Source organism: Urbifossiella limnaea (genome assembly GCF_007747215.1).
In the GTDB taxonomy this organism is placed as follows: Bacteria; Planctomycetota; Planctomycetia; order Gemmatales; family Gemmataceae; genus Urbifossiella; species Urbifossiella limnaea.
The window spans coordinates 504093-529889 of record NZ_CP036273.1 but is presented as its reverse complement, the minus strand read 5'-3'; the positions used below and the strand labels follow the sequence as shown (position 1 = coordinate 529889).

16 protein-coding genes are annotated in these 25797 nt (G+C 74.2%); 11 read left to right on the top strand and 5 right to left on the bottom strand.

All coding sequences use genetic code 11. From position 1 onward, the window contains the following. The first annotated feature begins 242 nt into the window (after positions 1–242). From ETAA1_RS02245 to ETAA1_RS02220, 6 genes are all read left to right on the top strand, one after another. Entirely contained in the window at positions 243–1166 is a 924-nt protein-coding gene (locus ETAA1_RS02245; RefSeq protein WP_145233937.1) for an SPFH domain-containing protein, read from the top strand. 61 nt (positions 1167–1227) lie between these two features. Then, the gene (locus ETAA1_RS02240) at positions 1228–1731 is read left to right on the top strand and encodes a hypothetical protein (protein ID WP_145233935.1); all 504 of its coding nucleotides are present in this window, start codon (positions 1228–1230) and stop codon (positions 1729–1731) included. A gap of 12 nt (positions 1732–1743) precedes the next feature. Continuing rightward, the gene (locus tag ETAA1_RS02235) at positions 1744–3456 is read left to right on the top strand and encodes a polysaccharide deacetylase family protein (protein ID WP_145233933.1); all 1713 of its coding nucleotides are present in this window, start codon (positions 1744–1746) and stop codon (positions 3454–3456) included. Positions 3457–3554: 98 nt separating this feature from the next. Continuing rightward, positions 3555–4991: a hypothetical protein gene (locus tag ETAA1_RS02230; protein WP_145233931.1), complete on the top strand. Its 1437-nt coding sequence runs from the start codon at positions 3555–3557 to the stop codon at positions 4989–4991. 40 nt (positions 4992–5031) lie between these two features. Further along, positions 5032–5535 carry a hypothetical protein gene (locus tag ETAA1_RS02225; protein ID WP_238389350.1) on the top strand — a complete coding sequence of 168 codons (504 nt, stop codon included), beginning with the start codon at positions 5032–5034 and terminating at the stop codon, positions 5533–5535. Between the two features lie 14 nt (positions 5536–5549). After that, entirely contained in the window at positions 5550–6497 is a 948-nt protein-coding gene (locus tag ETAA1_RS02220) for a hypothetical protein (RefSeq protein WP_145233929.1), read from the top strand. Here the strand turns inward: ETAA1_RS02220 and ETAA1_RS02215 are convergent, their stop codons facing one another. Both ETAA1_RS02215 and ETAA1_RS02210 read right to left on the bottom strand, forming a co-directional pair. Further along, complete coding sequence (locus ETAA1_RS02215; protein ID WP_145233927.1) at positions 6498–7067, bottom strand: ParB N-terminal domain-containing protein; 570 nt, start codon at positions 7065–7067, stop codon at positions 6498–6500. 136 nt (positions 7068–7203) lie between these two features. Then, the gene (locus ETAA1_RS02210; protein WP_145233925.1) at positions 7204–8787 is read right to left on the bottom strand and encodes a hypothetical protein; all 1584 of its coding nucleotides are present in this window, start codon (positions 8785–8787) and stop codon (positions 7204–7206) included. A gap of 161 nt (positions 8788–8948) precedes the next feature. On the opposite strand from ETAA1_RS02210, the gene recD2 reads away from it, so the two are divergent. Beyond that, positions 8949–11177 (top strand): SF1B family DNA helicase RecD2, encoded by a 2229-nt coding sequence (recD2, locus tag ETAA1_RS02205; RefSeq protein WP_145233923.1) that lies wholly within the window; start codon positions 8949–8951, stop codon positions 11175–11177. 30 nt (positions 11178–11207) lie between these two features. Here recD2 and ETAA1_RS02200 read toward each other — a convergent pair whose 3' ends face one another. The 3 genes from ETAA1_RS02200 to ETAA1_RS02190 all read right to left on the bottom strand — a co-directional run bounded on the left by ETAA1_RS02200 (position 11208) and on the right by ETAA1_RS02190 (position 17295). Then, complete coding sequence (locus ETAA1_RS02200; RefSeq protein ID WP_145233922.1) at positions 11208–12260, bottom strand: hypothetical protein; 1053 nt, start codon at positions 12258–12260, stop codon at positions 11208–11210. 17 nt (positions 12261–12277) lie between these two features. Continuing rightward, on the bottom strand, positions 12278–15571 hold the full coding sequence (gene dpdE / locus ETAA1_RS33300; RefSeq protein ID WP_145233920.1) for a protein DpdE: 3294 nt from the start codon (positions 15569–15571) through the stop codon (positions 12278–12280). Positions 15572–15819: 248 nt separating this feature from the next. Then, positions 15820–17295, bottom strand: coding sequence for a HEAT repeat domain-containing protein (locus ETAA1_RS02190; protein WP_145233919.1), 1476 nt, complete (start codon positions 17293–17295; stop codon positions 15820–15822). A gap of 180 nt (positions 17296–17475) precedes the next feature. Between ETAA1_RS02190 and ETAA1_RS33295 the strand changes: the two genes are divergently transcribed. From ETAA1_RS33295 to ETAA1_RS02170, 4 genes are all read left to right on the top strand, one after another. After that, a complete protein-coding gene (locus ETAA1_RS33295; protein WP_145233917.1) occupies positions 17476–19350 on the top strand; it encodes a protein kinase domain-containing protein in 1875 nt (624 codons plus the stop codon). 84 nt (positions 19351–19434) lie between these two features. Beyond that, positions 19435–22884, top strand: a complete 3450-nt coding sequence (locus ETAA1_RS02180) for a CRTAC1 family protein (RefSeq protein WP_145233915.1) — start codon at positions 19435–19437, stop codon at positions 22882–22884. Next, positions 22881–24701, top strand: a complete 1821-nt coding sequence (locus tag ETAA1_RS02175) for a CRTAC1 family protein (RefSeq protein WP_145233913.1) — start codon at positions 22881–22883, stop codon at positions 24699–24701. The genes ETAA1_RS02180 and ETAA1_RS02175 overlap by 4 nt, the downstream gene beginning before the upstream one ends. Continuing rightward, complete coding sequence (locus ETAA1_RS02170; protein ID WP_145233911.1) at positions 24698–25768, top strand: RnfABCDGE type electron transport complex subunit D; 1071 nt, start codon at positions 24698–24700, stop codon at positions 25766–25768. The genes ETAA1_RS02175 and ETAA1_RS02170 overlap by 4 nt, the downstream gene beginning before the upstream one ends. Positions 25769–25797 lie beyond the last annotated feature (29 nt).

Here is a 25797-nt window from a genome sequence, read left to right as displayed (position 1 = left end):
GCCCTCAGCCCAGGGCAAGGGAGCGTCAGCGACCGCCGCCCTGGGTCCGCGCCGCAAACCACCCCCGCAGGCTGAAGGCCTGCGAGCCGGCTCGCAGGCCTTCAGCCTGCACGGCCATTCGCACCCCGTACCCAAGGCGGCGGGTGCTGCGCACCCTTGCCCTGGGCTGAGGGCTGTCACCCCTTCGGGGTGAAGGCACCGGACCGGTGGCCGGGCGCGGGCGAATCCGTACCCGTGACGCCATGCGTCGCCCCCGCCTGCTGCTGGCGCTCGCGCTCGGCGCGTACCTCCTCACCGGCCTCGCCCAGGTGCGGCCGGAGGAGCGCGCCGTCGTCCGCCGCTTCGGGCAGGTCGTCGCCCGCCCGCACCCCGGCCTGTGGGTCGGCCTGCCGTGGGGGATCGACCGCGTGGACCGCGTCCCCGTCCGCACGGCGCGGCAGGTGAAGGCCGGGGCCACCTCCGAGGCACCCGACGCCGGGCAATTCCTCACCGGCGACCAGAACCTCGTCAACGTCAGCCTCGTCGTCGACTACGCCATCAGCGAGACGGACCAGGACCTGGACGACTACGTCATCCACCAGGACCGCGTGGACGCGGAGCTGGCCCGCGAGGCGGAGGCGGCGGCGGCCGAGTGGGCGGCCGGCCGCGGCGTCGATGAGGCGCTACTGACCGGCAGCGCGGAGCTTCCCGCGTGGGTGATGGCGCGGCTGCCGGGGCGCGTGGACCGGCTGCGGCTCGGCGTGCGGGTGCAGCGCGTCAGCGTGGCCGGGCTGGCGCCGCCGGACGAGGTGCGGGTGGACTTCGAGCGGGTGACGCAGGCCCAGACCGGCATCCGCACGAAGGAGTTCCAGGCCCGGCAGGAGGCCGAGCAGCGGCGGCGGCAGGCCGACGCGCTGAAGTACAAGTTCGAGCAGGAAGCGCTCGTGTTCCGCGACGGGCAGGTGCGGCAGGCCCGCGCCGACGCCGACGACTTCCTGGCGCAGCTGGCCGCGTACCGCACGCTGAAGGCCCGCGACCCGGACGCGCTATCCGTGATCTGGTGGGCGGAGATGACGAAGGCGCTGGCCGGCGTCCGCGCCCGCGGCGGCCGCGTCGAGCCGCTCGACGCTTATCTGGGGAAGGACGGCCTCGACCTGACCCAGTTCCTCACCCCGCGGAAGCGGTGACGCGGCGGCGCCGCCGCGCTTTTCGCTTGCCGGCGCCGCCGCCGCGTGGTCCGATACCCTCATGCGTCACGTCTTCGCCACCGTCGCCGCCTGTTGCCTCGTGTGCGCCGCCGGGTCGAGCGCCGCCGACCCCTACCCGTTCGGCTTCCCCAAGGAGGACGCCCGCGGCGGCGTCGGGGCGTTCCGCATCTGGCACGCCGACGGCAAGTGGCACCTCCGCAGCAGCACCGAGAACAGCACCGGCAAGAAGGACGTGCTCATGGTCTTCAGCGGCACCGTCCGCTGCGACGGCAAGCTGACCGTCGAGCCCGGCAAGCTGGAGGCCCGGGGCAGGGTCGCCGACACGCTCAAGGCCACGGCCGACGGCAAGGGCTTCGACTTCGAGTTCAAGACGTACGGCGCCACCGACGAGGCCGTGTTCCGGGCCGCGACCACCGCCAAGACGCTCACCTTCAAGCTGAAGATCGACGGCCTCCCGGCCCCGCCGTACCGCGTGCTCGTCGGCGAGAAGAGCGAGCACCCGGACAAGAGCGACTTCAAGCTCCCCGCCCACCCCAAGAAGTAGGCCGGTGCCGCCGTGACCCGATCCCTCCTGGCACTCCTCGCGCTCGCCGCCCCGGCCCGCGCCCTGGAGCCGATCCCCGACCGCCTCGTCGTCCTCACCTTCGACGACGCCAGCAAGTCGCACTTCACCGTGGCCCGGCCGCTGCTGCAAAAGCACCGCTTCGGCGCGACGTTCTTCGTCACCCAGGGGTGGGACGCGGCCACGAACACCCGCGACTACATGAGCTGGCCCGAGATGGCCCGGCTGCACACGGACGGCTTCGAGGTCGGCAACCACACCCTCGGGCACACGTCCGTCACCGACAAGACGCTGCGCGACCTGCCGGCCCAGCTCCGCGGCATCGACGCCTTGTGCGAGAAGCACGGCATCCCGAAGCCGGTCAGCTTCGCGTACCCCGGCAACGCGATCAGCCGCGACGCGCTGGCGGTGCTGAAGGAGCACGGCATCCGCTTCGCGCGCCGCGGCGGCAGCCCCGAGCACCCGTACAAGGACGGCCGCGGCTTCGCCTACGAGCCGGGCCTCGACCACCCGCTGCTGGTGCCGACCGCCGGCGACGCCCGCCCGCACTGGACGCTCGACGACCTGAAGGCGGCGGTGTCGCAGGCCCGCGGCGGCAAGATCGCCGTGCTGCAATTCCACGGCGTCCCGGACACGGCGCACGACTGGGTCAGCACGAAGGCCGACACGTTCGAGGCGTTCCTGAAGCACCTCGCGGACGAGCGGTACACCGTGATCGCGATGCGCGACCTGGCCCGCTACGTGGACGCGGGCGTGACGCCGACCGACCCGTTCGGCGTGATCGAGGACCGCAAGCGGCTGCTGGAGCGGAAGGCCGACGGCGGCAACGCCCGCCCCGCGAAGGACGACGCCGACCTGCGGTACTGGCTGGACAACGCGCTGACGCACCACCGCTTCACCCCGGCCGAGGCGGGTGCCGCACTCGGCCTGACCGCCGACGAGGTGACGGCCGCGGCGGCGCGGCTGAAGCTCGGCCCGGCGCCGGAGCGGAAGGCGGGCGACCGGCTGCTCGTGCTGCCGTACCCCGGCGGGCGGCACCCCCGAATCGGCTTCCGCGACGGGGCCATCCGGCCGCAGCGCGAGGCGAAGGCGAGCGTCTTCGCGCCGTGGCCCGGCGGCGGGTACGCGGTCGCCGACGTGCCCGAGGCCGTGTGGTTCGAGCCGGAGCCGAAGCGGCCCGAGCTGCTGTACCTCGCCCACACCCACATCCCGACCACCTGGGACCGGCGGACCGTGACGCTGCCGCCGCTGGAGTGGACGCGCGGCCGTGACGGCAGCCTGTCACTGGAGCGCACGTTCCCCAACAAGGTGACGCTGACCGCGACGGTGGCGCCGGGCGCGGACGGCGTGCGGATGACGTTTCGCGTGGCGAACGGGTCGGCGGAGAAGCTGACGGGGTTGCGGGTGCAGATGTGCGTGATGCTCGCCGGGCTCACCGGCTTCGACGCGCGGACGAACGAGAACAAGGTGCTGGCCGCGCCGTTCGCCGCGTGCCGCGACGCGACCGGGCGGCGCTGGGTCGTCACCGGCTGGGAGCGGTGCGGGCGGGCGTGGGGGAACCCGCCGTGCCCGTGCGTCCACGCCGACCCGGTGGTCGAAGACTGCCCGCCGGGCGAGGCGCGGGCGGTGCGCGGGTGGCTGTCCTTCTACGAGGGCGCGGACGTGGCCGCCGAGCTGCGGCGGCTGGCGGCGGTTGCCTTCCGCTGACCGCCGGCGGGCTCCAGCCTGCCCCGCTTACCCACCTCCCGACTGCGGTTGCGTCCGCCGGCCGGCGCGGTATACCGTGCCGCCCGCCGGAGGCGCCCGTGTTCGCCGGACTGTTTTCGCTGTCGCTGCTCGCCCCCGCCGCCCCCGGCCCCGCCCTGGAGCGCGGCGCCGAGTACGTCTACGCCGGCACCGTCCGCGAGAGCATCGACCGGCCCGGCACCCGCTTCCGCCGCGAGCACGAGCTCGAAGTCCGCGTCCTGGTGCTGGAAAAGCTCCCCGGCCGGGCCGACGCCGCCGTCCTCACGCTGCTCCGCGGCGACGACCGCAACCCGCCCGTCGCCCGCCTCGACCTCGTGCGCATCCACGAGGACGGCACCACGCACCTGCTCCTGCCGACCGGCCCGGCGCCGCTGCGGTTCGCGCCGGACACGCCCGGCCGCGCCCTGCCGCCGCCGCCGCTCGACGCCTTTGCCCCCGTCGAGCTCGGCGCCTTCCCGCCGCGCGGCCGGGCCGACACCTGGACCACCGCGGAGCACGGCCGGCCCGACATCAGCTGGCAGACCGGCCAGGTCAAGTTCGTCAGCAACGAGCGCTGCGTCGAGCTGCGCGGCGTGCAGAAGTCGGCGACGTGGGACCGGCCGGAGGGCGCCGTCACCGCGTGGGAGCGCACGGAGACCGTGTGGGCCTCGACCGCCGACGGCTCGGCGCGCCGCGTTCACCGCGTGGTCCGCCACCGCGACGGGCTCAACCCCGCGGACGCGATCCGCGTCGAAACGCAGTACGAACTGCGGACGCACACCCGGCTGCAGGGGCCGACGTTCGCCCGCTACCGGGCCGAGGTCGAAACGGCCTACGCGATGGGCGCCGAGGCCGAGCCGCTGATGCGCGAGGCGGTGCGGCTCGGGCCGCAGCCGTTCGCCGCGCGGCTCGCGCGGCTCGACGAGTTCCTGAAGGACACCGCCCCCGGCACGCCGTACCGCGAGGCGGCGCAGACCGTCCGCCGCCGGCTCGACGCCGCCCGCCGCGGCGAGGCGCTGCCGGCGCCGGTGCTGGTTCCCGCCGCGGCCGTGGCGCCCGTGCCGCGGGCCGAGGTGGGCCGGCCGGCGCCCGACTTCCGCGCCGGCGACTTCCGCCTGGCGGCGCACCGCGGCAAGGCGGTCGTGCTGGTCTTCTTCATGCCCGGCCAGGAGACGGCGGAGCTGTCGCTGTGCGTGGCCGACGCGCTGGCCAAGCGCGAGCCCGGCCGGGTGGCCGTGGCCCCGCTGGCGGTCTTCGCCGACCCCGCGCTCGCGGCCAAGGACGTGGCCCGGCGGCGGCTGACGGTCCCGGTTCACGACGGCTCCTCGGCGGCGGACCTGTACGGGGTGGAGACGTTCCCGCGGTTCGTGGTGGTGGACCGCGACGGGGTGGTGCGGTGGGTGTTCGCCGGCGTCGGGGCCGAGACGGGGTACCTGGTGCGGGAGCAGGTGGACGCCGTCCTGTCCCCCCCGACCGCTACAGCTTCACCCGCCCGGCCCACTGCCCCGCCGCGCTGACGCGGGTGGGCGCGGCTACAGGCCGGAGTCGCGGAGTACGATGGAACGGGCGATGACCGAGTACGACATCCAGGGGCCGGCCCGGACGTGTGCCGCGACCGGCCGCGAGCTGAAGCCCGGCGACCGGTTCTACGCCGTGCTCCGCGAGGACGCCGGCAAGCTGGTCCGCACCGACACCGCCGCCGACGCCTGGGCCGGGCCGCCCGCCGGGGTCGTGGCCTACTGGGCGGGGAAGGTGCCGGCCGCGGCCGACAAGCCGCGGAAGCCGGTGGTGAACGACGACGTGCTCGTGGACGCCTTCGACCGCCTGGCCGGCACCGCCGACCCGGACGGGCTGAACTTCCGGTACGTGGCGGCGCTGCTGCTGATGCGGCGGAAGCGGTTCAAGTTCGAGGACGCGGTCCGCGACGCGGCCGGGGGCGACGTGGTGGTCGTCCGCGACGCCCGCGGCGGCGCCGTCCACCACGTGGCCGACCCGCACCTGACCGACGCGCAGGTCGCCGCCGTGCAGGCCGAAGTGTTCCGGGTACTCGGGTGGCAGTGACAGGAGAGCGGCCCATGTGCGTGCGCGACCTCCGGCTCCTCGTCGCCGCGGCCCTCCTGTGCCCGGCCGTCGGGTGCAACTGGATGCGCGAGTGGCGCGACCAGGTCGGCCAGCCGCGCCCCACGCCCGGCGGCCGCCTCCCCGACCGGCCGGCGTCCGAGTTCGTCCGGTTCGTCAACCAGCGGGCCGACGCGCTCCAGTCCGTCGAGTACAGCGACGTGCGGATGCGCGTGTCCGGCAAGGGCATCCCCATTTCGGTCAGCCTGGAGGGCAACCTCGCCGCCGCCCAGCCGCGCTGCTTCCGCCTGATCGCCGGCGGGAAGATGGCCGGCAAGATCGACCTCGGCTCGAACCCCGAGCAGTTCTGGGTGTACACCGGCGGCGCCGGCGAGCCGCTGTTCGTGTACGCCTCGCACTCCGACTTCGAGAGCGGCCGGGCCAAGATCCCCGGCGGCATGCCGTTCGAGCCCGACTGGGTGATGCAGGCGCTCGGCATGACGAAGCTCCCGGAGGGCGGCCAGTACGACGTGAAGGTGGACGACCGCGAGCGGACCTACACCCTGGGCTGGAACGCGGTGGCGCCGAACGGCGTGCCGGTCCGCAAGGAGATCGTCTTCGACGGCGAGCCGGCCACGGGGAACCGCTCGCAGGTGAAGCGGCACGTTCTGCGCGACGCCAAGCGCGCGGCCATCGCCACCGCCGAAATCCGCTCGGCCGAGACGATCGCGGCGGGGGTGACCGCGGACGGGAAGCGGGCGGTGACGCAGTACCCGACGCGGCTCGTGCTGAAGTGGGAGGAGCCGAAGTTCGAGATGGACATGACGCTGGACCGCGGCACGGCGAACGCCGAGCAGGCGGCCGACCGGCGGGCCGTCCTGTTCAGCCGGCCGACGAACCTCGGCACGCCGGCAATCGACCTGGCCGGGGCCCGGTTCGACGCCCCCACCGGCCGGCCGCGCTGACTACGCCCCCGCCCCGCGGCGGACGTGCGTCACCAGGTCGAACTCCGCCACCAGCTCGTCCACCCGCGGGCCGAGCGCGTCCCACGTGCCGGCGTCGGTCACCAGCGTCACCTCGACGCGGTCCGGGTCGGCGTCCGCGGCGGGTTCCGCCCCGACGGGCTCCAGCCGCAGCGCCGCCAGGGCCGACTCGTCGAACCCGGTCATCGCCAGTTCCGGCAGGCCGGTCAGGCCCTCCAGCAGCTCCGCGAGCTTCGCCGGGTCGTAGCGGCCCTGCGCCTCCTGGTTGTTCAGCACCACGTTCAGCGCCTTCTCCCGCGCGTCGTCGAGCCGCACCACCGACACCGGCACCTCGGCGTACCCGAGGTCCTTCAGGATGCGCAGCCGGGCGTGGCCGCCGACGACGCGGCCGGACCGCTCGTTCCACACGAGCGGCTCGACGAGGCCGAACTCGGCGAGGCTCGCCTTCAGCTTGCGGTACGCCGGCGACGCGGGGCTCAGCGGCTTGCGGGGGTTGTACGCGGCGGGCTGGAGTTGCGCGATCGGCAGGACGCGGACCTCGAACGGGGGCATGACGGGCTCCGGGATGTGAGTAGTGAATGGGCGTATAAGTCGTAAACTCCCGTTCGGGGAAGTCAAATCGGGGGCACGGAATTTCGCCGCTTGCGGCGTATCGCTGCCCAGCGCTACGCCGCAAGCGGCGGCGGAACTACTCGATCACCAGCTCCCGCCGCCGGCCCGGGTCGGCGCGGTCGATCACGACCACCCGGCCGCGGAACCGCCCCGTCAGCCAGTCGCGGACGGTGGCGTCGGGGTCGGTCACCTCCGCGGCGTACTCGAGCGGGAAGCCGGCCGGGTGGCGGCCGGAGTAGCCGTTCACCACCGGCACGTTCGCCCGCAGCCCGACCCACATGGCGAACACCTCCTCGTACTCCTGCGAGAACCCGGGCCGCGGCACGACGTACGCCGCGTCCGCCCCGCGCAGCCGCTCCGCCCACAAATCCACCGCGGGGTAGTAGTCGGCCCGGAGCGTCAGCGGCGGCTCGTGCCCCAGCTGCTCCGCGCCGACGACCACGACGAGCCCCGCCACGGCGGCGGCGGCGCGCCACCGCCCACCCAGCCTCCCGAGCGCGTGCGTCAACCACACGGCCACGGCCAGCGCGGCGAACAGGTCCACGAGCAGCACCACCCGGCTGACGCAGCGGATGGCCCCGGCCCCGGGAACGTACTGCACGAGCGCCCACGGCGACGTACTGCCGACGCGCGAGCACAGCACGGCCCACACGACCGCGGTGACGAGGCACGCCGCGGCCAGCGGCCGGCCCGGCGCGTGCGGTTCGCGCCGCACCCACCACCCGGCCGCGACGAGCAGCGCGACGGCGGCGAACCCGGGGAACAGCCAGCACTCGAACGACACGACCGGCAGCACGGCCTCGGCCGGCCCGGACCACAGCGTCCCCTTCGCCGGCGTCAGCCACCCGGCCGCCGACGGGGTGAGGTACAGCGTGTCGAAGTAGGCGCGCGAGTAGCCGCGGTTCACCAGCAGGTACGGGGCGAAGAACGCCGCCAGCGCCGCGACCCCCGGCGCCGCCGCGAGTAGCGCCGGCTTCCACTCGGTGCGGGCGAACGTGAGCAGCTTCCGCAGGCCGCCGGGGGTGAGGACCGCCGCCAGCGGCACGAAGGTGACCAGCCCGACGCCGAGGAACCAGCCGGTGTACACGCACGTGACGCCCTGCAGCGCCAGGCACGCGAGCATCCGGCCGAGGGCACGCGCGGACGGGGCCGAGCCGAGGAGCCAGGCGTAGTACACGGCCGGCGGCATCCAGAACCGCGGGATGAGCTGCTGGTGCTTCTGCTGCTCGGTCACGACGGCGAGGAACGCGAACCCGACCGCGCCGAGGGCCGCCGCCGCGTGGGCGCAGCCGAGCCGCCGGGCGACGACCGCGAAGCTGACGAAGTTCAGCGCCGAGCAGGCGATCATCCACCACGAGTACGCCAGCTGGTCGTCGGTGACGGTGCGGAGCGCCCAGTAGATGGGCGCGGCGCCGATCAGCGTTTCGGAGTACCACCACGCCCACCGCTCCGGGTGAAAGAACGGCGGCCGGGTGAGCGTGCCGGCGTAGCCGGGGTCGGCGAGGCTGAGCCAGGAGTGTTCGAGGAGGTAGTGGTTCAGCATGCCGTCGCCGGTCTCGGCCTGGACGAGGGCGAAGCCGGAGTCGAAGACGGGCCGGTAGGCGAGGTACGTGCCGCCGACGAGGGCGGCGGCGTACCCGAGGAGCAGGAATGGGCGCATCAGTGCAGGAGTAGGGGCCGCTACCCGGTTGGACAATTCCCCGGGAGCGGGTATCGTCGGGGGGTTGGGGTTTGGCTCCGTTGCCGCCTGCGGCTCAGCGCTGCCCAGCGCTGAGCCGCAGGCGGCAACGGAACAACCCCGCGCACCGTCCACGGGCCACCATGACGGAACAGCTCAGCGGCGTGATCGAGCGGATCACGTTCCACAACCTCGACACCGGGTACTGCGTCCTGCGCGTCCGCGCCCGCGGCCAGCGCGAGCTGGTGACCGTCGTCGGCGAGATGCAGCACCCGGTGGCCGGCGAGTACGTCGAGGCCGCGGGGAAGTGGGTGACCGACCGCCAGTTCGGCCTGCAATTCAAGGCCGACAACCTGAAGGCCACGCCCCCGCACACCGCCGAAGGGATCGTGAAGTACCTCGGCTCGGGCCTCGTCCGCGGCGTCGGCCCCGGCTTCGCCCGCCGCATCGTGGACGTGTTCGGCGACAAGACGCTCGAAGTGATCGACCAGTCGCCCACGTTCCTGACGCAGGTGAAGGGCGTCGGCCCGAAGCTCGTGGAGAAGATTCGGGACAGCTGGCGCGAGCAGCAGGCGGTGCGGTCGATCATGGTGTTCCTCCACAGCTACGGCATCGGCACCGCGCGGGCGGTGCGCATCTATCGCGAGTACGGCGAGAACGCCATCGAGGTGGTGAAGCGGAACCCGTACCGCCTCAGCACCGACATCTGGGGCGTCGGCTTCCAGACGGCCGACGCGCTCGCCCTGAAACTCGGCCTGCCGCGCGACTCGCCGTTCCGCGCGCAGGCCGCGGTGCGCCACGTCCTCGGCGAGGCGCAGTCCGACGGCCACGTCGGCCTGCCGGAGGAGCTGGCGACGCAGGCCGCGGAGGCGCTGACGCAGATCCCGCCCGACGGCATCCGCGACGCGGTCGAGCAGTTGCGCGTCACCGACGAGATCGTCCGCGACAGCGTGGCGCTCGTGACGAAGGACACCGGCTACGACCCCGACGAGGCCGCGGGCGTGCCGGGCGACGAGCACCTGCTGTACCTGAAGCCGCTGTTCCTGGCCGAGTTCGGCGTCGCCCGGCAGCTGGCGGCGCTGGCGAAGGGGGCGCACCCGCTCCGCACCGCCGACCACACCGCGGCGCTGGGGTGGGCCGAGGCGCAGATGGGCATCACGTTCGCCGACAGCCAGCGAAAAGCGGTCACGGAGGCGGTGTCGCACAAGCTCATGGTCGTCACCGGCGGCCCCGGCACGGGCAAGACCACGATCGTGCGCGCCATCCTGGAAATCGTGTCCGCCAAGTCGCTGCGCGTGCTGCTGGCGGCGCCGACCGGCCGCGCCGCGAAGCGCCTCGCCGAATCGACCGGCCGCGAGGCGAAGACGATTCACCGGCTGCTCGAGTTCGACCCCGGGATCGGCGGTTTCCGGCGCGGCAAGGAGAACCCGCTCGACGTGGACGTGCTCGTCGTGGACGAGGTGTCGATGGTGGACGTGGTGCTGATGAACCAGCTCCTCCGCGCCGTGCCGCCGTTCGCGGCCGTCGTGTTCGTCGGCGACGTGGACCAGCTGCCGTCCGTCGGCGCCGGCTCGGTGCTGGCCGACCTGATCGAGTCGAAGGTGCTGCCGGTGGCGCGGCTCACGGAAGTGCACCGGCAGGCCGGGGCGAGCTGGATCGTGCGCGCGGCGCACGCGATCAACCACGGCGAGCAGCCCGAGTCGGCGCCGGCCGGCAAGGGCGACTTCTACTTCGTGGAGGCGGACGCGCCCGAGGCGGTGATCGACCGCATCCGCCAGGCGGTGACGACGCGCATCCCCGCGGCGTTCGGCCTCGACCCGCTGAAGGACGTGCAGGTGCTGACGCCGCAGGTGAAGACCGAGCTCGGCGTGCTGAACCTGAACCGCGTGTTGCAGGAGGCGCTGAACCCGCCGAAGCCGGGCACGATCGAGACGAAGAAGTTCGACAGCACGTTCCGCGCCGGCGACAAGGTGATGCAGGTGCGGAACAACTACCAGCGCGAGGTGTTCAACGGCGACATCGGCCGCGTCGCCGCGATCGACGCCGTGGACCAGACGCTGACCGTGGACTTCGACGGCAAGCAGGTGGCCTACGACTTCGCCGACCTGGACGAGTTGCAGCTGGCGTACGCCATCAGCGTCCACAAGAGCCAGGGGGCCGAGTACCCGGCGGTGGTGGTGCCGGTGAGCACGCAGCACTACGTGATGCTGCAGCGGAACCTGCTGTACACGGCGGTGACGCGCGGGCGGAAGCTGGTGGTGCTGGTGGGGAGCCGGCGGGCGCTGTGGCGCGCGGTGACGACGGCGGACACGCGGCGGCGGTTCGGGCTGCTGCGGTGGCGGCTGCGTTCGCTAATGACCAAGGACCAATGACCCACCAATGACCAAGGGAGACGGCGGCCGTCACCCCGCGCGGACGCGAAGGCCCGTCGTCACACCGTGCGCCCGCAGCCACTCCAGCACGCCGGGCGTCAGCAACTCCAATTCCGCGCCGGTGGTGAAGGCCGCGGCCAGGAACCGGACCACGTCGTCGGGCGCCGGCACCGGCAGCCGGCCGAGCAGAACCGCCACCGCCCCCAGCCGCGCGTCCACCACCACGGGCTCCGCGACCACCGGTTCCGGTTCGACAACCGCGGGTTCGACGGCCACGGCTTCCGGCTCGGCCGCCTCAGGCTCGACGGTCGCGCCGAGCGTGAACACCGTCGCCCCCGCCGGGGGCGCGCCCGCGGGCGTCAGCGCCACGCGGACGGCGCAACGGCCGGGGCCGTCGGTCGCGGCGAGCGCGTCCAGCGCGCCCGGCTCAGGCTCGTCGAGCAGGACCACGAGCTCGCGGCCGGCGCGGGCCAGTTCCTCGCGCAGGCGGGCCAGCGGGTCGGGCGGCGCGGGCCGGGCCGCGTTCATCAGCGCGGCCGCGGCGGCGCGCTCGCCCTGCAGGTTCGTCTTCAGCTTGGCGACGTACCGCTGCGCCCGCGGGTCGGCGAGGCGGGCCGAGTTCACGTCGGCGAACTCGAAGTCGGCCGCGGCGAACTCCGCCGCTTCGCCCGCAAGGAGCTGCCGGAACACGCTCCGGCGGCGCGGCGTGTCGCGGAACAGCGCGTCCTTCGTCGGCCCGTCGAGGAGCGCCACCAGGCCGTCGCCGTGCGTCTCGGCGACGGCGCGCTCGTCGGCCTGCGGCCGTTCGCCGCGCGCCGCCGCGGCCTCGCAGGCGGTGCGGGCGTCGGCCGTGCGCTGTTGGAGCGCGGCGCGGAAGGCGTCCAGCAGTTCGGCTTCGTCGGGCGCCGGGGGCGGGGGGAAGCCCAACCCGCGGGCGACGTGGTACGTCGGGCCGAGCTGCGATTCGAGCCAGTCCAGGAGTTGTGGCCCACCAGGGCCGACGAGCGCCACGACGGCGCCGCCCGGCGCGAGCAGCGCGGCGAACACGTCGGCGGAACACGGGTCGGGTTGCGGGTCGGTCATGCGCCATCCGTGGGTTGTCAATCGTCGCCGTCCAGGAACGGGTTCCAGCTCGCCAGGAACACCGCCCCCGCCGCGTCCAGCCGCACCGCCGGCTTCTCGACGCCGCGCAGCAGCGCGTCGGCCACCGCCTTCTCGGCCGCGGCGTGCGCCTTCTCGTGCTTCTTCTGCGGCCCCGTCAGGAACGCCAGCCGGCTCGCCGTCTGCGCGTCGCGGTCGGCCGCGGCCCGCTTCGCCGCCGCACTCCGCGCCGCGATCTCGTCCTTCCACCGCGCCGACTTTCGCACCGCCTGCTCGGCCGCCTTCCGCGCCCGCTCCACGGTCTTGGCCCACGCCGCCCGCGGGAAGTGCGGCAGCAGCGCCGCCCACCGGTCGGCGTTCAGGTTGAAGTCGCGGCCGCCGTCGGGCCGCTTCCGCTTCTCGTACGGCTCGGCCAGCACCGCCGCCTTCGCGGCGCCGTCGGCGATCACCTCCAAATCCTGATCCAGCCACACCGACAGCGTGAAGGGCGGGAACACCCAGTCGGCCTGGCGGCGCACCGCGGGCACGCTCCCGCCCTTCGGCAACGCGGCGCCCGCGTCGTCGGTCGGGCACTCGACGACGAACTCGAACCGGAAGGCGACCTCGGCCGGCTTGGCGTAGCGGCCCTTCGGCCGGTAGCGCCACATCGCCGCCACCGCGCCGCGGTCGTCCCACCCGACGTAGTCCACCAGCGACGACACGAACGGGTCGCCGACGCGGGCCAGCGCCACCCGCTCGCGCTGGGCGCGGACGCGGTCGAACGTCAGCGCGTAGGTGAGCGGCGCGTTCGGCGTGGAGCGCTCGTCGTCGGTGTCGAGGATGTGCGCGAAGTGGCGGACGAGCCGGCCCGTCGGCATGAGCGTGGCCGGGCCGCCCTCGCCGATGGGCCGGCGGAACTGGTAGCGCCACACGCCGGTGTCGGCGCCGCCCTCGCCGCGCCGGGCGAACTGCAGCGTCTCGCCGACCCACGTGTGCGTCGCGGCCTGCCACTCGGCGGCCATTGTCGCGTCCGTCTCGCGCAGCGCCTCGGCGAAGCCTTCGTGCCCCGGCGGCGCCTCCACGGCGTCGAGCTCGTCGAGCACCTGGATGTCGCGCAGCGTCGTTTCGACGACGCCCTCGTCGCCGCCGAGCCGCGTCGTTGCGGCAGCGATTGCGCTGGCCCCCTCGGCGAGCGCCGCGGGGTGCAGCGCCGCCAGCTCCTCCTCGGTCACGTACTGCAACGCTGCCACGGAGCGCTCGAAGACGCGGTAGCCGAGTTCCAGGTAGTCCGCGACGGCCGCCGCAACGGGATCACCGTTGGCGACGGGAACCACCGAGCGAACCGGCGTGGCGACGCCGAAGCGGTCGAGCCGGCCGACGCGCTGCTCGACGCGGTTCGGCGACCACGGCAGGTCGTAGTGCACGAGCACGGTGCCGCGGCCGTGCAGGTTCAGGCCTTCCTCGGCGGCCGCGTCGCACACCAGCACGCGGAACGTCTGGCTCGTCAGGAAGTGCTGCCACCCGGCGACGCCGTGGCGCAGCGTCTGGCCGGGCCAGCGCTTGGCGGCGGCGTCGAACACGGCGTCGGCCGCGGCGGGCTGGCTGGCGAAGATGACGGCGCGCGTCACCTGCGTCTTCGGCAGTGCGAACGCGCGGTCGAGCCCGGCCACGACGGCGGCGATGCGCGGCGTCGGGTCGGCGTCGCCCGCGGCGTCCTGGAGCTTCGTCAGCAGCTTCTCCTCGCCGGCGAAGTGCGGCAACTCGGCGAGCAAGCGCTGGTCCGCGGCGGTGAGCCGCAGCGACTTGTCCGCGTCCTCGCCGAGCCGCACGCCGACCAGCGACGCCAGCACCTCGGGGTCGCACGCCAGCGCCTCGGCGAACAGCGCGTACAGGCGGCCGAACTCGGCCGGCTTCTTCGCCGCGCCGGCCGCCGCCTTCCGCCACGCTTCCAGCAGCGCCACCAGCGGCGGCGTCTCGGGGTCGGTGTAGCTCCAGCGGACGAGCCCGAGCCGACCGGGCAGCAGGCCCGACACGCGATCGTCGGCGCGGCGGTTGCGCAGCAGCCGGCGGTGAAGGCGGTACGCCTCCGAGACGTGCGAGCGGACGGCGCGTACGGCGTCCACACGCTGCGGGTCGTCGGCCGCCTTCCCGTAGGCGAGCAGCGGCCGCAGCGCCTTGCCGAGCTCCTTCAGCCGCGCGTCCTTCGGGAAGGCGTCGAGCAGCTGGTCGAGCGCGGTTTCGAGGTAGCCGCCCTCCTCGTCCGGGCGAAACAGGTGGTACAGCTGCGCGACGCGCTCGTGGGTGCCGAGGCGCTCGCGGAAGCCGTCCAGGTCGCCGAGCGGGTAGACCACCGGGTCGAGCAGGTGGAGCAGCGCCTGGAAGCCGGTCTCGTCGGAGTGGAGCGTCGGCGTCGCGGACAGCAGCAGCAGCCCGGTGCGCGGGTCGGTGACGAGCGTGCGGATGGCCTCGAACCGCTTCCGCGCCGCGCTGCGGGCCGGCTCGCTCACCCAGCGCGCCAGCTGGTGCGCCTCGTCCACCACGACCAGCCCCGCCTCTTCGCCCTTCGGCAAGTCGGTGTCGTGCGGCAGCACCCGCACCGACTTGCCGAGGAACGGCCCGAGGCGGAAGCGGTGCGAGAGTTCGGCCTCCCACTGCCGCACGAGGTGGCCCGGAACCAGGATCAGGATGCGGTGGTCGGTCGGCCGGTCGAGCACGTACTGGCGGATGATGACGCCGGCCTCGATGGTCTTGCCGAGGCCCACTTCATCCGCGAGGAGGTAGCGCTGGGCCGGGTCTTGCAGCACGCGGCGGACCACCTCCACCTGGTGCGGCTCCAGGTCGATCACCGACGACAGCAGCCCCGTGAGGCCGGCGCACGCGCGGCGCTGCTCCACGACGGCCTGCACGAAGCCGGCGCGGCGCTCCTGCCAGTGCGGCGTTTCCGTGATGCGCGCCGCGAGGAAGACGTGCGGCTCGGGCCGCGGCAGCTCGCAGCGGGTGTACAGTTCCACGGCCGGCACCAGCTCCGGCTTCTGCGAGTTGGGGAAGCGGACGACGTAGTCGGCGAAGTGCGACGCGAGCGCCCGCCCGGCCCGCCACGACACGCCGTCCGGCAACTGCTGGTAGACGCGCGTCTCACTTTCGAGCGTGACGGCCCGGACGGTGGACGGCGCGACCGTCTCGGTGACGGGGGCGCAGCCGGGGCCGACGAAGTACTCGATGACGGGGTGGGCGCCGCCGGTGTGGAGCTTGCCGACGCCGAGGGCGTTGGCGGTGGAGCGGACGAACGCCCCGCGGCTGACGACGACGGCCATAGGTGGAACCCCGCTCGGCCCGGTCCCGCGACCCGGGCGGGCGGCTCGAACGGCGTCACGCGAGGGAGGCTGGGCAGGACATGATAGCGGCCCGGGGCGGCCCCGGCCGCCCGGCGGCGGGTGTGCCTGCGGGTTGGGGCGATCAGCCGTTAGGCCGGGGCGCAAGCCCCGTCGGCTCCGAGAGCCCGACGGGGCTTGCGCCCCGGCCTAACGAGGTGGCCGAAATCCGCGGGCACACAACCGGCGAGTCAGAACACCCGCGGCCGCTCCGCGGACGCCGGCGGGACGAAGTTCGTCTCGCGCAGGCCCGCCAGGCCCGGCCGCGACGGCGGCGTCGGCCGCTGGCCGTCCGGCCGCTGGCCGTTCGCCCAGCCGAGCACCTTCCGCGCCACCTCGGCCGCCGCCTTGCTCGCCGGCGCCGGCAGCGGGCCGCCCGCGACGAGCCCCAGGTCGAGGCCCAACACGTTCTGCAGGATGCCGCCGATCTGCACCGCCAGCTCGCGGTTCGGGTGCCGGGCCAGGCCGCGCAGCACGTCGATGCCGTCGGCGTCGTTCGGGTCGGCCCGCAGCATCACCTCCGCCGCGAACAGCCGCATCGGCGCCGGCTGGTCCATGTTCGTCATCCGGTCCAGCAGGTCCGGCGTCAGCCGGTGGTGGTCGCGGAGCAGCGCCGCCAGCTCGACCCGCAGCCCGGTCGGCGTCTCCGAGGCCAGCATCAGCTGGGCCAGCTCGCTGGGGAGTTCGGGGCGGCCGCCGTCGGCCATGCCGCGGTGGTACTGCTCGACCAGCGTCAGCACCGCCCGCGTGCCGAGCGGCGGCCGCTCCTCGGCCCACGCCATCAGGTCGGCGACGGCGGCGGCCGGCAGGCCCGCGGAGCCGACGAACAGCGGCCCGTCGGCGGCCAGCTTCGGGTCGGCCAGCGCCTCGCGGACCGGGGTCCGGGCCAGCGGCCAGCGGCGGTCGCCGTCCCACAGCACGGCCTCGGCGGCGGCGTGGCGGACCTCGGCGGCGGGGTCGCGCAGGAACCCGGCCAGGTCTTCGACGAGCGCCGGCAGCTTCACCCCGGCGAGGGCGTAGGCCGCCGCCTGCCGGACCGCCGGCTCGTGGGCCTCGCGGGCGATTTTCAGCACCAACTCGGCTTCCCCCGGCCGCCAGTCGGGGCGATACTCCAGGCTCCCGAGCGCCGCCACCTTCACCTCCGGCCGCGGGTCCGACAGCAGCGCCAGCGCCGGGCCGGGCTCGTCGCGCACGGCGTCCCGCAGTGCATCGACTTCGGGGAGGAGGCGGGCGTCGGCGAGTTGCAGCGGCCAGTGGGTGCGGGACGCGATGCGGCGCGACCACTTGTTCGCCCGCCGCAGCGGCTCGGCCCCGGTGCGGGTCAGGTCGTGCAGCGCCACCAGCCCGACGGCGCCGGCCAGGAGCACGCCCTGCGCCACGTGGACGGCCCAGTCGGCGTGCCCGCGGGTGGGGACGTAAGCCCAGGCGAGGGCGATGAGGTACAACAGGATGACGGACCCGCTGACCGGCGGCCGCCACACCGGGTGCGCCCGCAGGAACACGAGCGCGAACAGCAACTGCACGCCGGCGCCGGCGGCGATCGGGAGGGCCTCGTGGCGGACGGCGAGGGCGGCGAGGACGGCGGTGGGCGTGAGGAGCAGCGCGAGGCTGAGCACCAGCCCGGTGGGGCCGAGGGTCGAGCGGGGTGGGAGGTCGAACCAGCGCATCGCGGCCTCACCCGCCCGCGGCCGCGGGGCGGCGGGCGCGACGGAGTATCGGGCGGCCGAAATCTAGAAGAGGATTCGGGCCGGGTCAAATGCGGTCGTCCGACGTCATTCGTCCCTCGTCATTCGGGGGGCGATCCACGCCGCACGGCCGTCCCGAATGACGAATGACGAGGGACGACGATGCGTGCCCTGATCGAATGTGTCGCCCAGGCCGTCATGGGCCGCGGCGTCCGCGGGTTGTGCGAGTTCGTGCCCGGCGGGCCGTACCTGTTCGACGTGGCCGGCGACGCCTACCGCCTGTTCCGCGAGAAGCGCCGCGCCGACCAGCTCCGCGCGGACGTAGCCGCCGCCGCCGCCGCGTCTGCCGACGAGGCCCGGCGCGTCGCCGCCGAGGTGGCGCAGGAGGTGGCGGCGGCCGGCCCGCCCGAGGACCGACTGACGCTCGAACTGTACTTGGCGCAGGTGCCGGCCGCGGTCCGCGCCTCGATGAAGCGCGCCGACGACCCCAGCGGCCGCACCGTGCCGCCCGACTTCGCGCTGGACGCGCCGGCGGATCTGCTGCGCGTGCTGCCGGCGGGGGTGCCAAAGTTCCGCCCCGGCGACGCGCTGCCCGGCCGGCCCGGGTGGGGGCTCGCCGAGCTGATCGGCAGCGGCGGGTTCGGCGAGGTGTGGCTCGTGCGGCACACGTTCATCCCGCAGCCGCGGGCCGTGAAGTTCTGCACCGACCCGCTGGCGAAGGCGAAGCTGGCGTCGCACGAGGGGCAGGTCATCGCCCGCGTGATGGGGCTCGGCCACCACCCGAACATCGTGCCGCTGCTGGACGCGGCCCTGGACGGCGACGCCCCGTGGCTGATGTACGAGTACGTCGGCGGCGGCAGCCTGACGGACCTGGTTCACCGCTGGCAGGCACTGGCGGGTGCGGAGCGCGAGCGGGCCGTGGTGGCGGCGCTGCACGAGCTCGCGGCCGCGGTCGGCCACTTCCACCGGCTCGCGCCGCCGATCGTCCACCGGGACTTGAAGCCGTCCAACATTCTGGTCAGCGCCGGGGCCACGACGCACGCGCTCCGCATCACGGACTTCGGCATCGGCGGCGTGGCCGTGGACTACCTGCGGACGCAGAACCCGCGCGGGCAGTCGGTGATGTCCGGGTGGCTGGAAACGTCGCTGCGCGGCAGCTACACGCCGCTGTACGCCAGCCCGCAGCAGCGCGGCGGCGGCCCGCCCGACCCGCGCGACGACGTTCACGCCCTCGGCGTCATCGGCTACCAGATGGCGACCGGGCGGCTCGACCAGGCGCCCGGCATCGACGCCGCCGAGGACCTGGCCGAGGCCGGCATCGGCGGCGGGTTCGTGGCGCTGCTGTCGCGGTGCGTGGCGCAGAAGCCGGAGCGCCGGCCGAAGGACGCCGGCGAGCTCGCCGAGAAGCTGGCGGAGCTGCTCGGGCCGGCGCCGAAGCCCGCGCCGGCCCCGCCGGTCGTGGTTGCGCCGCCCCCAGCGCCGCCTCCGCCACCACCTTCGCAACAGCCGGCTGACGCCGCCCGCTCGCCGGCCGTGCGCCAGCCGGTGCCGTTCCGCGCCATCGCCTTCGCCCGCACCGGCGCCGACTGGGCGCCCGTGCCCGGCAAGCTCCCCGGCGACATCACCCTGCGCCCGGGCGCCGCCTATCGCCTCGCCTTCCCCGCGGAGGGGACCACCGACGCGACGGTGGAGAAGCTGCGGGCCGTGCGCGACTGGCCGAACCTGGAGGCGATCGACCTGTCCGGCTGCGGGTCGGTCACCGACGCGGCGCTGGGCCACCTCGGGGCGCTGCCGGGCCTGAAGGCGGTGAACGTGGCCGACACGGCGGTGACCGACTCGGGCGTGTGCCGGCTGCTGACGCGCTTCCCGGACCTGGAGGCGGTGGGGCTGGCGGGCTGTCGGCGGCTGTCGGCGGCGGTGGTGCCGTACCTGGCCCGGCTGCGGAAGCTGACCGCCGTGACCCTGCCGCCGCGTGCGGACACGGCCGACGTGCGCCGCGAACTGGCCCGCCGCCGGCGGGGGGTGACGGTGGGGTAGCCGGGGGCGGCGGGGAATGAGGCCCGGTTCGCCCCGCCGGCCGGCGCCTACAACGTTCCCCACGTGCCCCGCCGCGAGCGCCCGATGTCGACTCTCCCGCCGCCCCGCAACCGCCGCCGCCTCGCCGCCGCCGCCGCGCTCGTGCTCCTCGCGGGGCTCGGCACCGGCGGCTACGTCTGGTGGAAGACGACGCGCCTGCCCCTCCCCGGCAGCGCCGCCTACGAGGAGTACGTCGAGGCGTTCGAGGTCGGCGTCGCGGCGCTGGACGTGGGCGTCGGCGACGTGGCCGAGAAGAACCTGACGCGGGCGGTCGAGCTGGTCCCCCGCGAGCCCGCCGGCTGGGCCGACCGCGGCCTGTTCTACCTCCGCTCGCGGCAGTTCCCGCAGGCCGCCGCCGACCTGGGCCGCGCCGAGCAGCTCGCCCCCGACGACCCCGACATCCAGCTGTTTCTCGGGCTGCTGGACGAGCAGCAGGGGAAGTTCCCCGAGGCGGCCGCGCGGCTGCGGCGGGTGGTCGAGAAGAACCCGACGGACGTGGAGGCGCTGTACGCCCTGGCCCGCCTCACCGACCGCGAGCGGAAGGCCGACGCCGACGCCGAGTACCAGCAGCTGATGGAGCGCATCCTCGCCGCCCGGCCGGACAACCGCCTCGCCCTCGTGGAGCGGTTGCAGGTGGCCGTGCGCCGCGGCGACAAGGCCGCGGTCGCCGACACGCTGGCCCGCTTCCGCCGGCTGAGCGGCGCCTGGACGGAGCCGACGAAGGCGCAGTTCGCGGACCTGGAGAAGGACCCCGCCGGCGGCGCCGTGTTCGGCTTCCGCAACCTGCTGATGGCCGAGCCGGGCTACACGCGGGACGCGGACGAGATCAACCCGCGCGACGTGGTCGCCGGCCGGCCGCTGCGCACGTTCCGCCGCCTCGCCCCGGCCCGCAACGCACCCGCCGCGCCGGACGACGCGCTGACGTTCGCCGCCGAGCCGCTCGCCGCGCCCGCCGGGAAGTGGGACGTGGCCGTACCCGTGTGGCTCACCGCCGACGCGGCGCCGGTCGTGTTCGTGGCGAACGACCGCGAGGTGCGCCGCTCCGACTCCGCGGCCGTGCTGCCGTCGTTGCCGCTGGCGCCGGACGGCCTCGTGTCGCTGGACTGGAACAACGATTTCCGCACCGACCTGCTCCTCGCCGGGCCGCGCGGCCTCCGCTTCTACCAGCAGGGCGCGGACGGCACCTTCACCGACGCCACCGCCGCGACGAAGCTCCCCGCCGACGTGCTGGGCGCCGACATCACCGCCGCGCTGCCCGCGGACGTGGACCTGGACGGCGACCTGGACGTCGTGGTGGCGCGCCGCACCGGGCCGTGCGTGCTGCTGCGGAACAACCTCGACGGCACGTTCACCCCGCGGCCGATCTTCGCCGAGGCGACCGACGTGCGGGCGTTCGCGTGGGCCGACCTGGACGACGACGGCGTCGCCGACGCCGCCACGCTCGACGCCCGCGGGCGGCTGCAGGTGTTCGCCAACGAGCGGTTCGGCAGCTTCGTGCCGTGGCCCGCGGCGCCGCCGGCCGGCAAGTTCCTGGCGCTGGCCGTCACCGACGCCGACGCCGACGGCGTGCTGGATTTGGTCGCGGTGCGCGACGACGGCGCCATCCTGCGCATCAGCGCGCGGGACCGCCGCGGCGCGTGGGACGTGGCCGAACTGGCCCGCGGGCCGGTCCCCGCCGGGGACGTGCGGCTGTTCGCCGAAGACCTGGATAACAACGGCGTACCCGACCTATTGATGTCGGGTGCGGCCGGCGGCGCGGCGTGGCTCGGCGGCGACGGCGGAACCTTCACGCCGCTCGCCGCTCCGATCCCGGCGCGCGTGTCGGCCGTGGGTGGCACCGGCGCCGCCGAACTGCTGGCGCTCGACGCGGACGGCAAGCCGCAGCGGTTTCGCGCCGCCGGCACGAAAGGGTATCACTGGCAGACGATCCGCTTCCGGGCACAGCCGCAGGCGGACGGCGGCGAGGGCGGCGACAACCGCATCAACTCGTTCGCCGTCGGCGGCGAGATCGAGGTGCGGTCCGGCACGCACGTCGTGAAGCGGCCGATCACCGGGCCGGCCGTGCGCGTCGGCCTCGGCACGCGCACCCGGGCGCAGGTGGTCCGCGTCCGCTGGCCGAACGGCGTCGCTCAGGTCGAGTTCGAGCTGGCGGTGGACCAGACGGTGTCGCCGCTGCAACGGCTGAAGGGGTCGTGCCCGTTCCTGTTCACGTGGAACGGCGAGCGATTCGTGTTCGTCGCCGACTTCATGTGGAGCACGCCGCTCGGCATGTACATCAACGCCCAGAACCCCGGCGGCATCCTCCAGACGCGCGAGTGGGTCCGCGTCCGCGGCGACCAGCTGGTGCCGCGCGACGGCCACTACGAACTGCGGGCGCAGGCGAACCTGTGGGAGACGCACTACTTCGACCACCTGGCGCTGCACGTCGTCGACCACCCGCCCGGCACCGAGCTGTACGTCGACGAGCGGTTCGCGCTCGAGCCCACGGAGCCGACGGCGATCCTGACCGGCCCGGCGCGGCCGGTGTCCTCGGCGAAGGACCACCGCGGCGCCGACGCCACTGCGGTCGTCAAGGCGGTGGACGGCGTGTACCTCGACCGCTGCGGCCGCGGGCTGTACCAGGGCGTCACGTCCGACCACTGGGTCGAGGTCGATCTCGGCGACGAGGCGCCGGCCGACGGCCCGGTGTGGCTCGTCGCCCACGGCTGGATTCACCCGACGGACAGCTCGATCAACCTGGCGCTGGAGCAGGGGACGAACGCGCGGCCGCGGCCGGTGGTGCTCGAGGTGCCCGACGGCCGCGGCGGCTGGCGGCAGGCCCGCGTCGTCGGCTTCCCCGCGGGGAAGAACAAGACGGTGCTGATCCGCCTCGACGGCCTCGCCGGGCCGGGCGTGTGCAGGCGTTTCCGCCTGCGTACGAACATGGAGGTGTTCTGGGACGCCCTGCACGTCGCCCCCGGCCGCGACTTCGGCGCCGCGCGCAAGACCGAGCTGCGGCCCGCGCTGGCGGAACTGCGGCACCGTGGTATCCTCAAGATGACGCAGGCGAACCCCAGCTCGCCGGAGCTGCCGCACTACGACAGCCTGGAGTCGCGGCGGCAGGTGTGGCGCGACCTGATCGGCTTCCACACGCGGTTCGGCGACGTGACCGAGTTGCTGGCGAGCGCCGACGACCGCTACGCGATCCTGACCGCCGGCGACGAGATTCTGCTGCGGTTCGCCGAAGCCCCGCCGCCGCCCGCGGGGTGGGTGCGGACGTTCGTGTGGGTCAACGACGGGTGGGTGAAGGACGGCGACCTGAACACGCGGTTCGGCGGCACCGTACTACCACTGCCGTACCACGGGATGCCGGCCTACGACCGGCCGCCCGGCCGCCTCGCCGACGACCCGGTGTTCCGCCGGTTCCCGAAGGACTGGGAGACGTTCCACACCCGGCACGTTTCCCCCGACGACTTTTCGCGCGGGCTGCGGCCGGGGCGCGGGAGACAGCCGTGAGCCAACCCGTCAAGCAGGCCATTCTCGGCGTCTTCCTCCTGGGGCTGTTCGGCGCCGTCGTGTACCTGAACCGCGACGCCCGCGCCGAGGGCGGGCTCGACCCCGCCGAGGCGCTGAAGCGCTACGGCTTCCACCTCGCCGACACCGCCGCCGAGCGCGGCATCGACTTCCAGCACGAGTCGCCGACGCTCGACGCGCAGCTCGCCCACATCATGCCCATCGTCGCCGGCATGGGCGCCGGCGTGTCCGTCGTCGACTTCGACAACGACGGGCACCTCGACCTGTACGTCGTCACCGGCAAGGAGGGCGGGCTGAACCGCCTGTACCGCAACCGCGGCGACGGCAGCTTCGTGGATGTCGCCGCGGCGGCAGGCGTCGCGGACGTGAACCGCCCCGGCACCGGCGTCAGCATGGGGAGCGTGTGGGCCGACTACGACAACGACGGCTTCCCGGACCTGCTCGTCTACAAGTGGGGGAAGCCCGAGCTGTTCCGCAACGTCGGCGGCACCCGCTTCGAACGCGTCACCGACCGGGCCGGGCTGCCGGCGTGGCTCAACGCCAACAGCGCCTGCTGGCTCGACTTCGACCGCGACGGCCGCCTCGACCTGTTCATCGCCGGGTACTGGCGCGACGACTTCGACCTGTGGCACCTCGCGACCACGGAGGTGATGCCCGAGTCGTTCGAGTACGCCACCAACGGCGGGAAGAAGTACCTCCTCCGCAACCGCGGCGACGGCACGTTCGAGGACGTGACCGCGAAGGCCGGCATCACCAGCACCCGCTGGACGCTCGGCGTCGTGGCCGCCGACCTGTGCGGCACCGGCTACCCGGACATCGTGCTGGCGAACGACTACGGCGTGTCCGAGTTCTACGCCAACAAGGGGAACGGCACGTTCGAGGAGGTCGGGGCCAAGGCCGGCGTCGGCGTCGCCCCCAAGAGCGGCATGAACGCCAACCTCGGCGACGTCCACAACCAGGGCCGGCTGGCGATCTACGTGTCGAACATCAGCGAGCCGGGGAATCTGGTCCAGGGCAACAACCTGTGGGTGCCGACGGGGCGGACCGCCGACGGGCTGCCGCGGTACGTGAACCAGGCCGACGCGCTGAACGTGGCCCGCGGCGGCTGGAGCTGGGGGGCGCGGTTCGGCGACCTGAACAACGACGGCCGGCTCGACCTGTTCCTCGCCAACGGGTACATCTCGGCCGACCGCGCCAGGAGCTACTGGTTCGACTACGGGAAGATCGCCGGCGGGCTGAAGGGGCTCATCCGCGACGCCCGCTTCTGGCCGCCGATCGCCGGGCAGAGCCTGTCTGGCTTCCAGCCGAAGTGCGTGTGGCTGAACAAGGGCGGCGGGTTCGTGGACGTGGCCGCGGCCGTCGGCGTCACCGACACCCACGACGGCCGCGGCGTCGCCCTGGGCGACCTGTCCAACCGCGGCGTGCTCGACGTGGTCGTGGCGAACCAGGGCGGGCCGCTCCTGGTGTACTCGAACACCGTGGCCCCCGGCCGCGACTGGGTGCAGTTCCGCCTGACCGGCGGCGCCCGGCCCGGCCGCGAGGCCGGGTGGAGCAACCGCGACGCCGTCGGCGCCGAGGTGCGGCTGACGTGGCGCGCCGGCGGGCAGACGGTCGAGCAGGTGCAGGCCGTGACCGCCGGCGACGGGTACGCCTCGCAGACGATGTTCCGCCTCCACTTCGGCCTGGGGGCGGACACAGCAGTCGAGAAGGCCGTGATCCGCTGGCCGTCCGGACGGACGCAGACGGTGCCGGCCCCGCGGCCGGGCGTGCTTCATTCGATCGAGGAACCGGGCCCATGACCCCCGTCACTCTCCCGACGGCCCCGCGCCCGCCGGCCGTGCGCGTCGGCAGCAACCGCGCCGGCTACCTGGCCCGCGTCGCCGCCACGGCCGCGCTCGTGGCCGTGTACTACCTCGTGCGCGACCGCGTCGGCGCCGCCTACGTCGAGGCCACCGGCGACGCCTCCGGCCCGCGCGTGGTGGCCATGACGGCGCTGCTCGCGGCGCTCCTGGCGGTGTGGTGGCGGGTGGTGTGGCCCGACCCGAAGCTGCACGCCCCCATCCTCATCACCGCGGTGCTGGCGCTCGGCGACGCGTCCGCCGGCATCCTCGAAACGCAGCACGCCCCGCCGTGGCTCACGTCCCTCACCGACGGCGTGCTCGTCGAGTACTCGCCGACCTTCCTGACGATCGGCGTGACGGTGCTGACCGAGCTGCTGGTCGGCCGGTTCTTCTGGGGGACGTGGCCGAACCTGACGAGCGCGTACATCAGCGGCATCAGCGCCGGCATCCTGATCAAGTCGCCGGTGCTGTGGCCGTTCCTGCTGTGCGGGATGATCTCGATCACGTCGAAGTACGTGCTGCGCGTCTACGGCCGGCACCTGTGGAACCCGACGAACTTCGGCGTGACGATGATGCTGTTCCTGGCCCCGCAGCACGTCGCCAGCCTGACCGTGCAGGCGGGGAACAACGGCCTCGCCGTCGCCGTCATCTGGGTGCTCGGCGGCATGATCATGTACAAGCTGGGGCGGTTCCACATCCCGCTGGCGTTCGTGGCGAGCTTCGTGCCGCTGGCGTTCCTGCGCAGCTCGGTGACGGGTCACCCGTGGCAGACGGAGATCGCGCCGATCACCAGCCCGATGTTCCAGCTGTACATCTTCTTCATGATCACCGACCCGCCGACGACGACGCGGAAGAAGTGGAGTCAGGTGCTGGTGGCGGTGCTGGTGGCGGTGATGGAGACGGTGTACCGGCTGGCGTTCAAGGACGTGCACTCACTGTACCACGCGCTGTTCACGGTCGGCCCGCTGACGAACCTGATCGAGATCGCGGCGACCCACTTGCGGCGGCGGGCGGCCGCGGGCTGACGCCCGCGGCCGCCGAGCCGACACGCCGC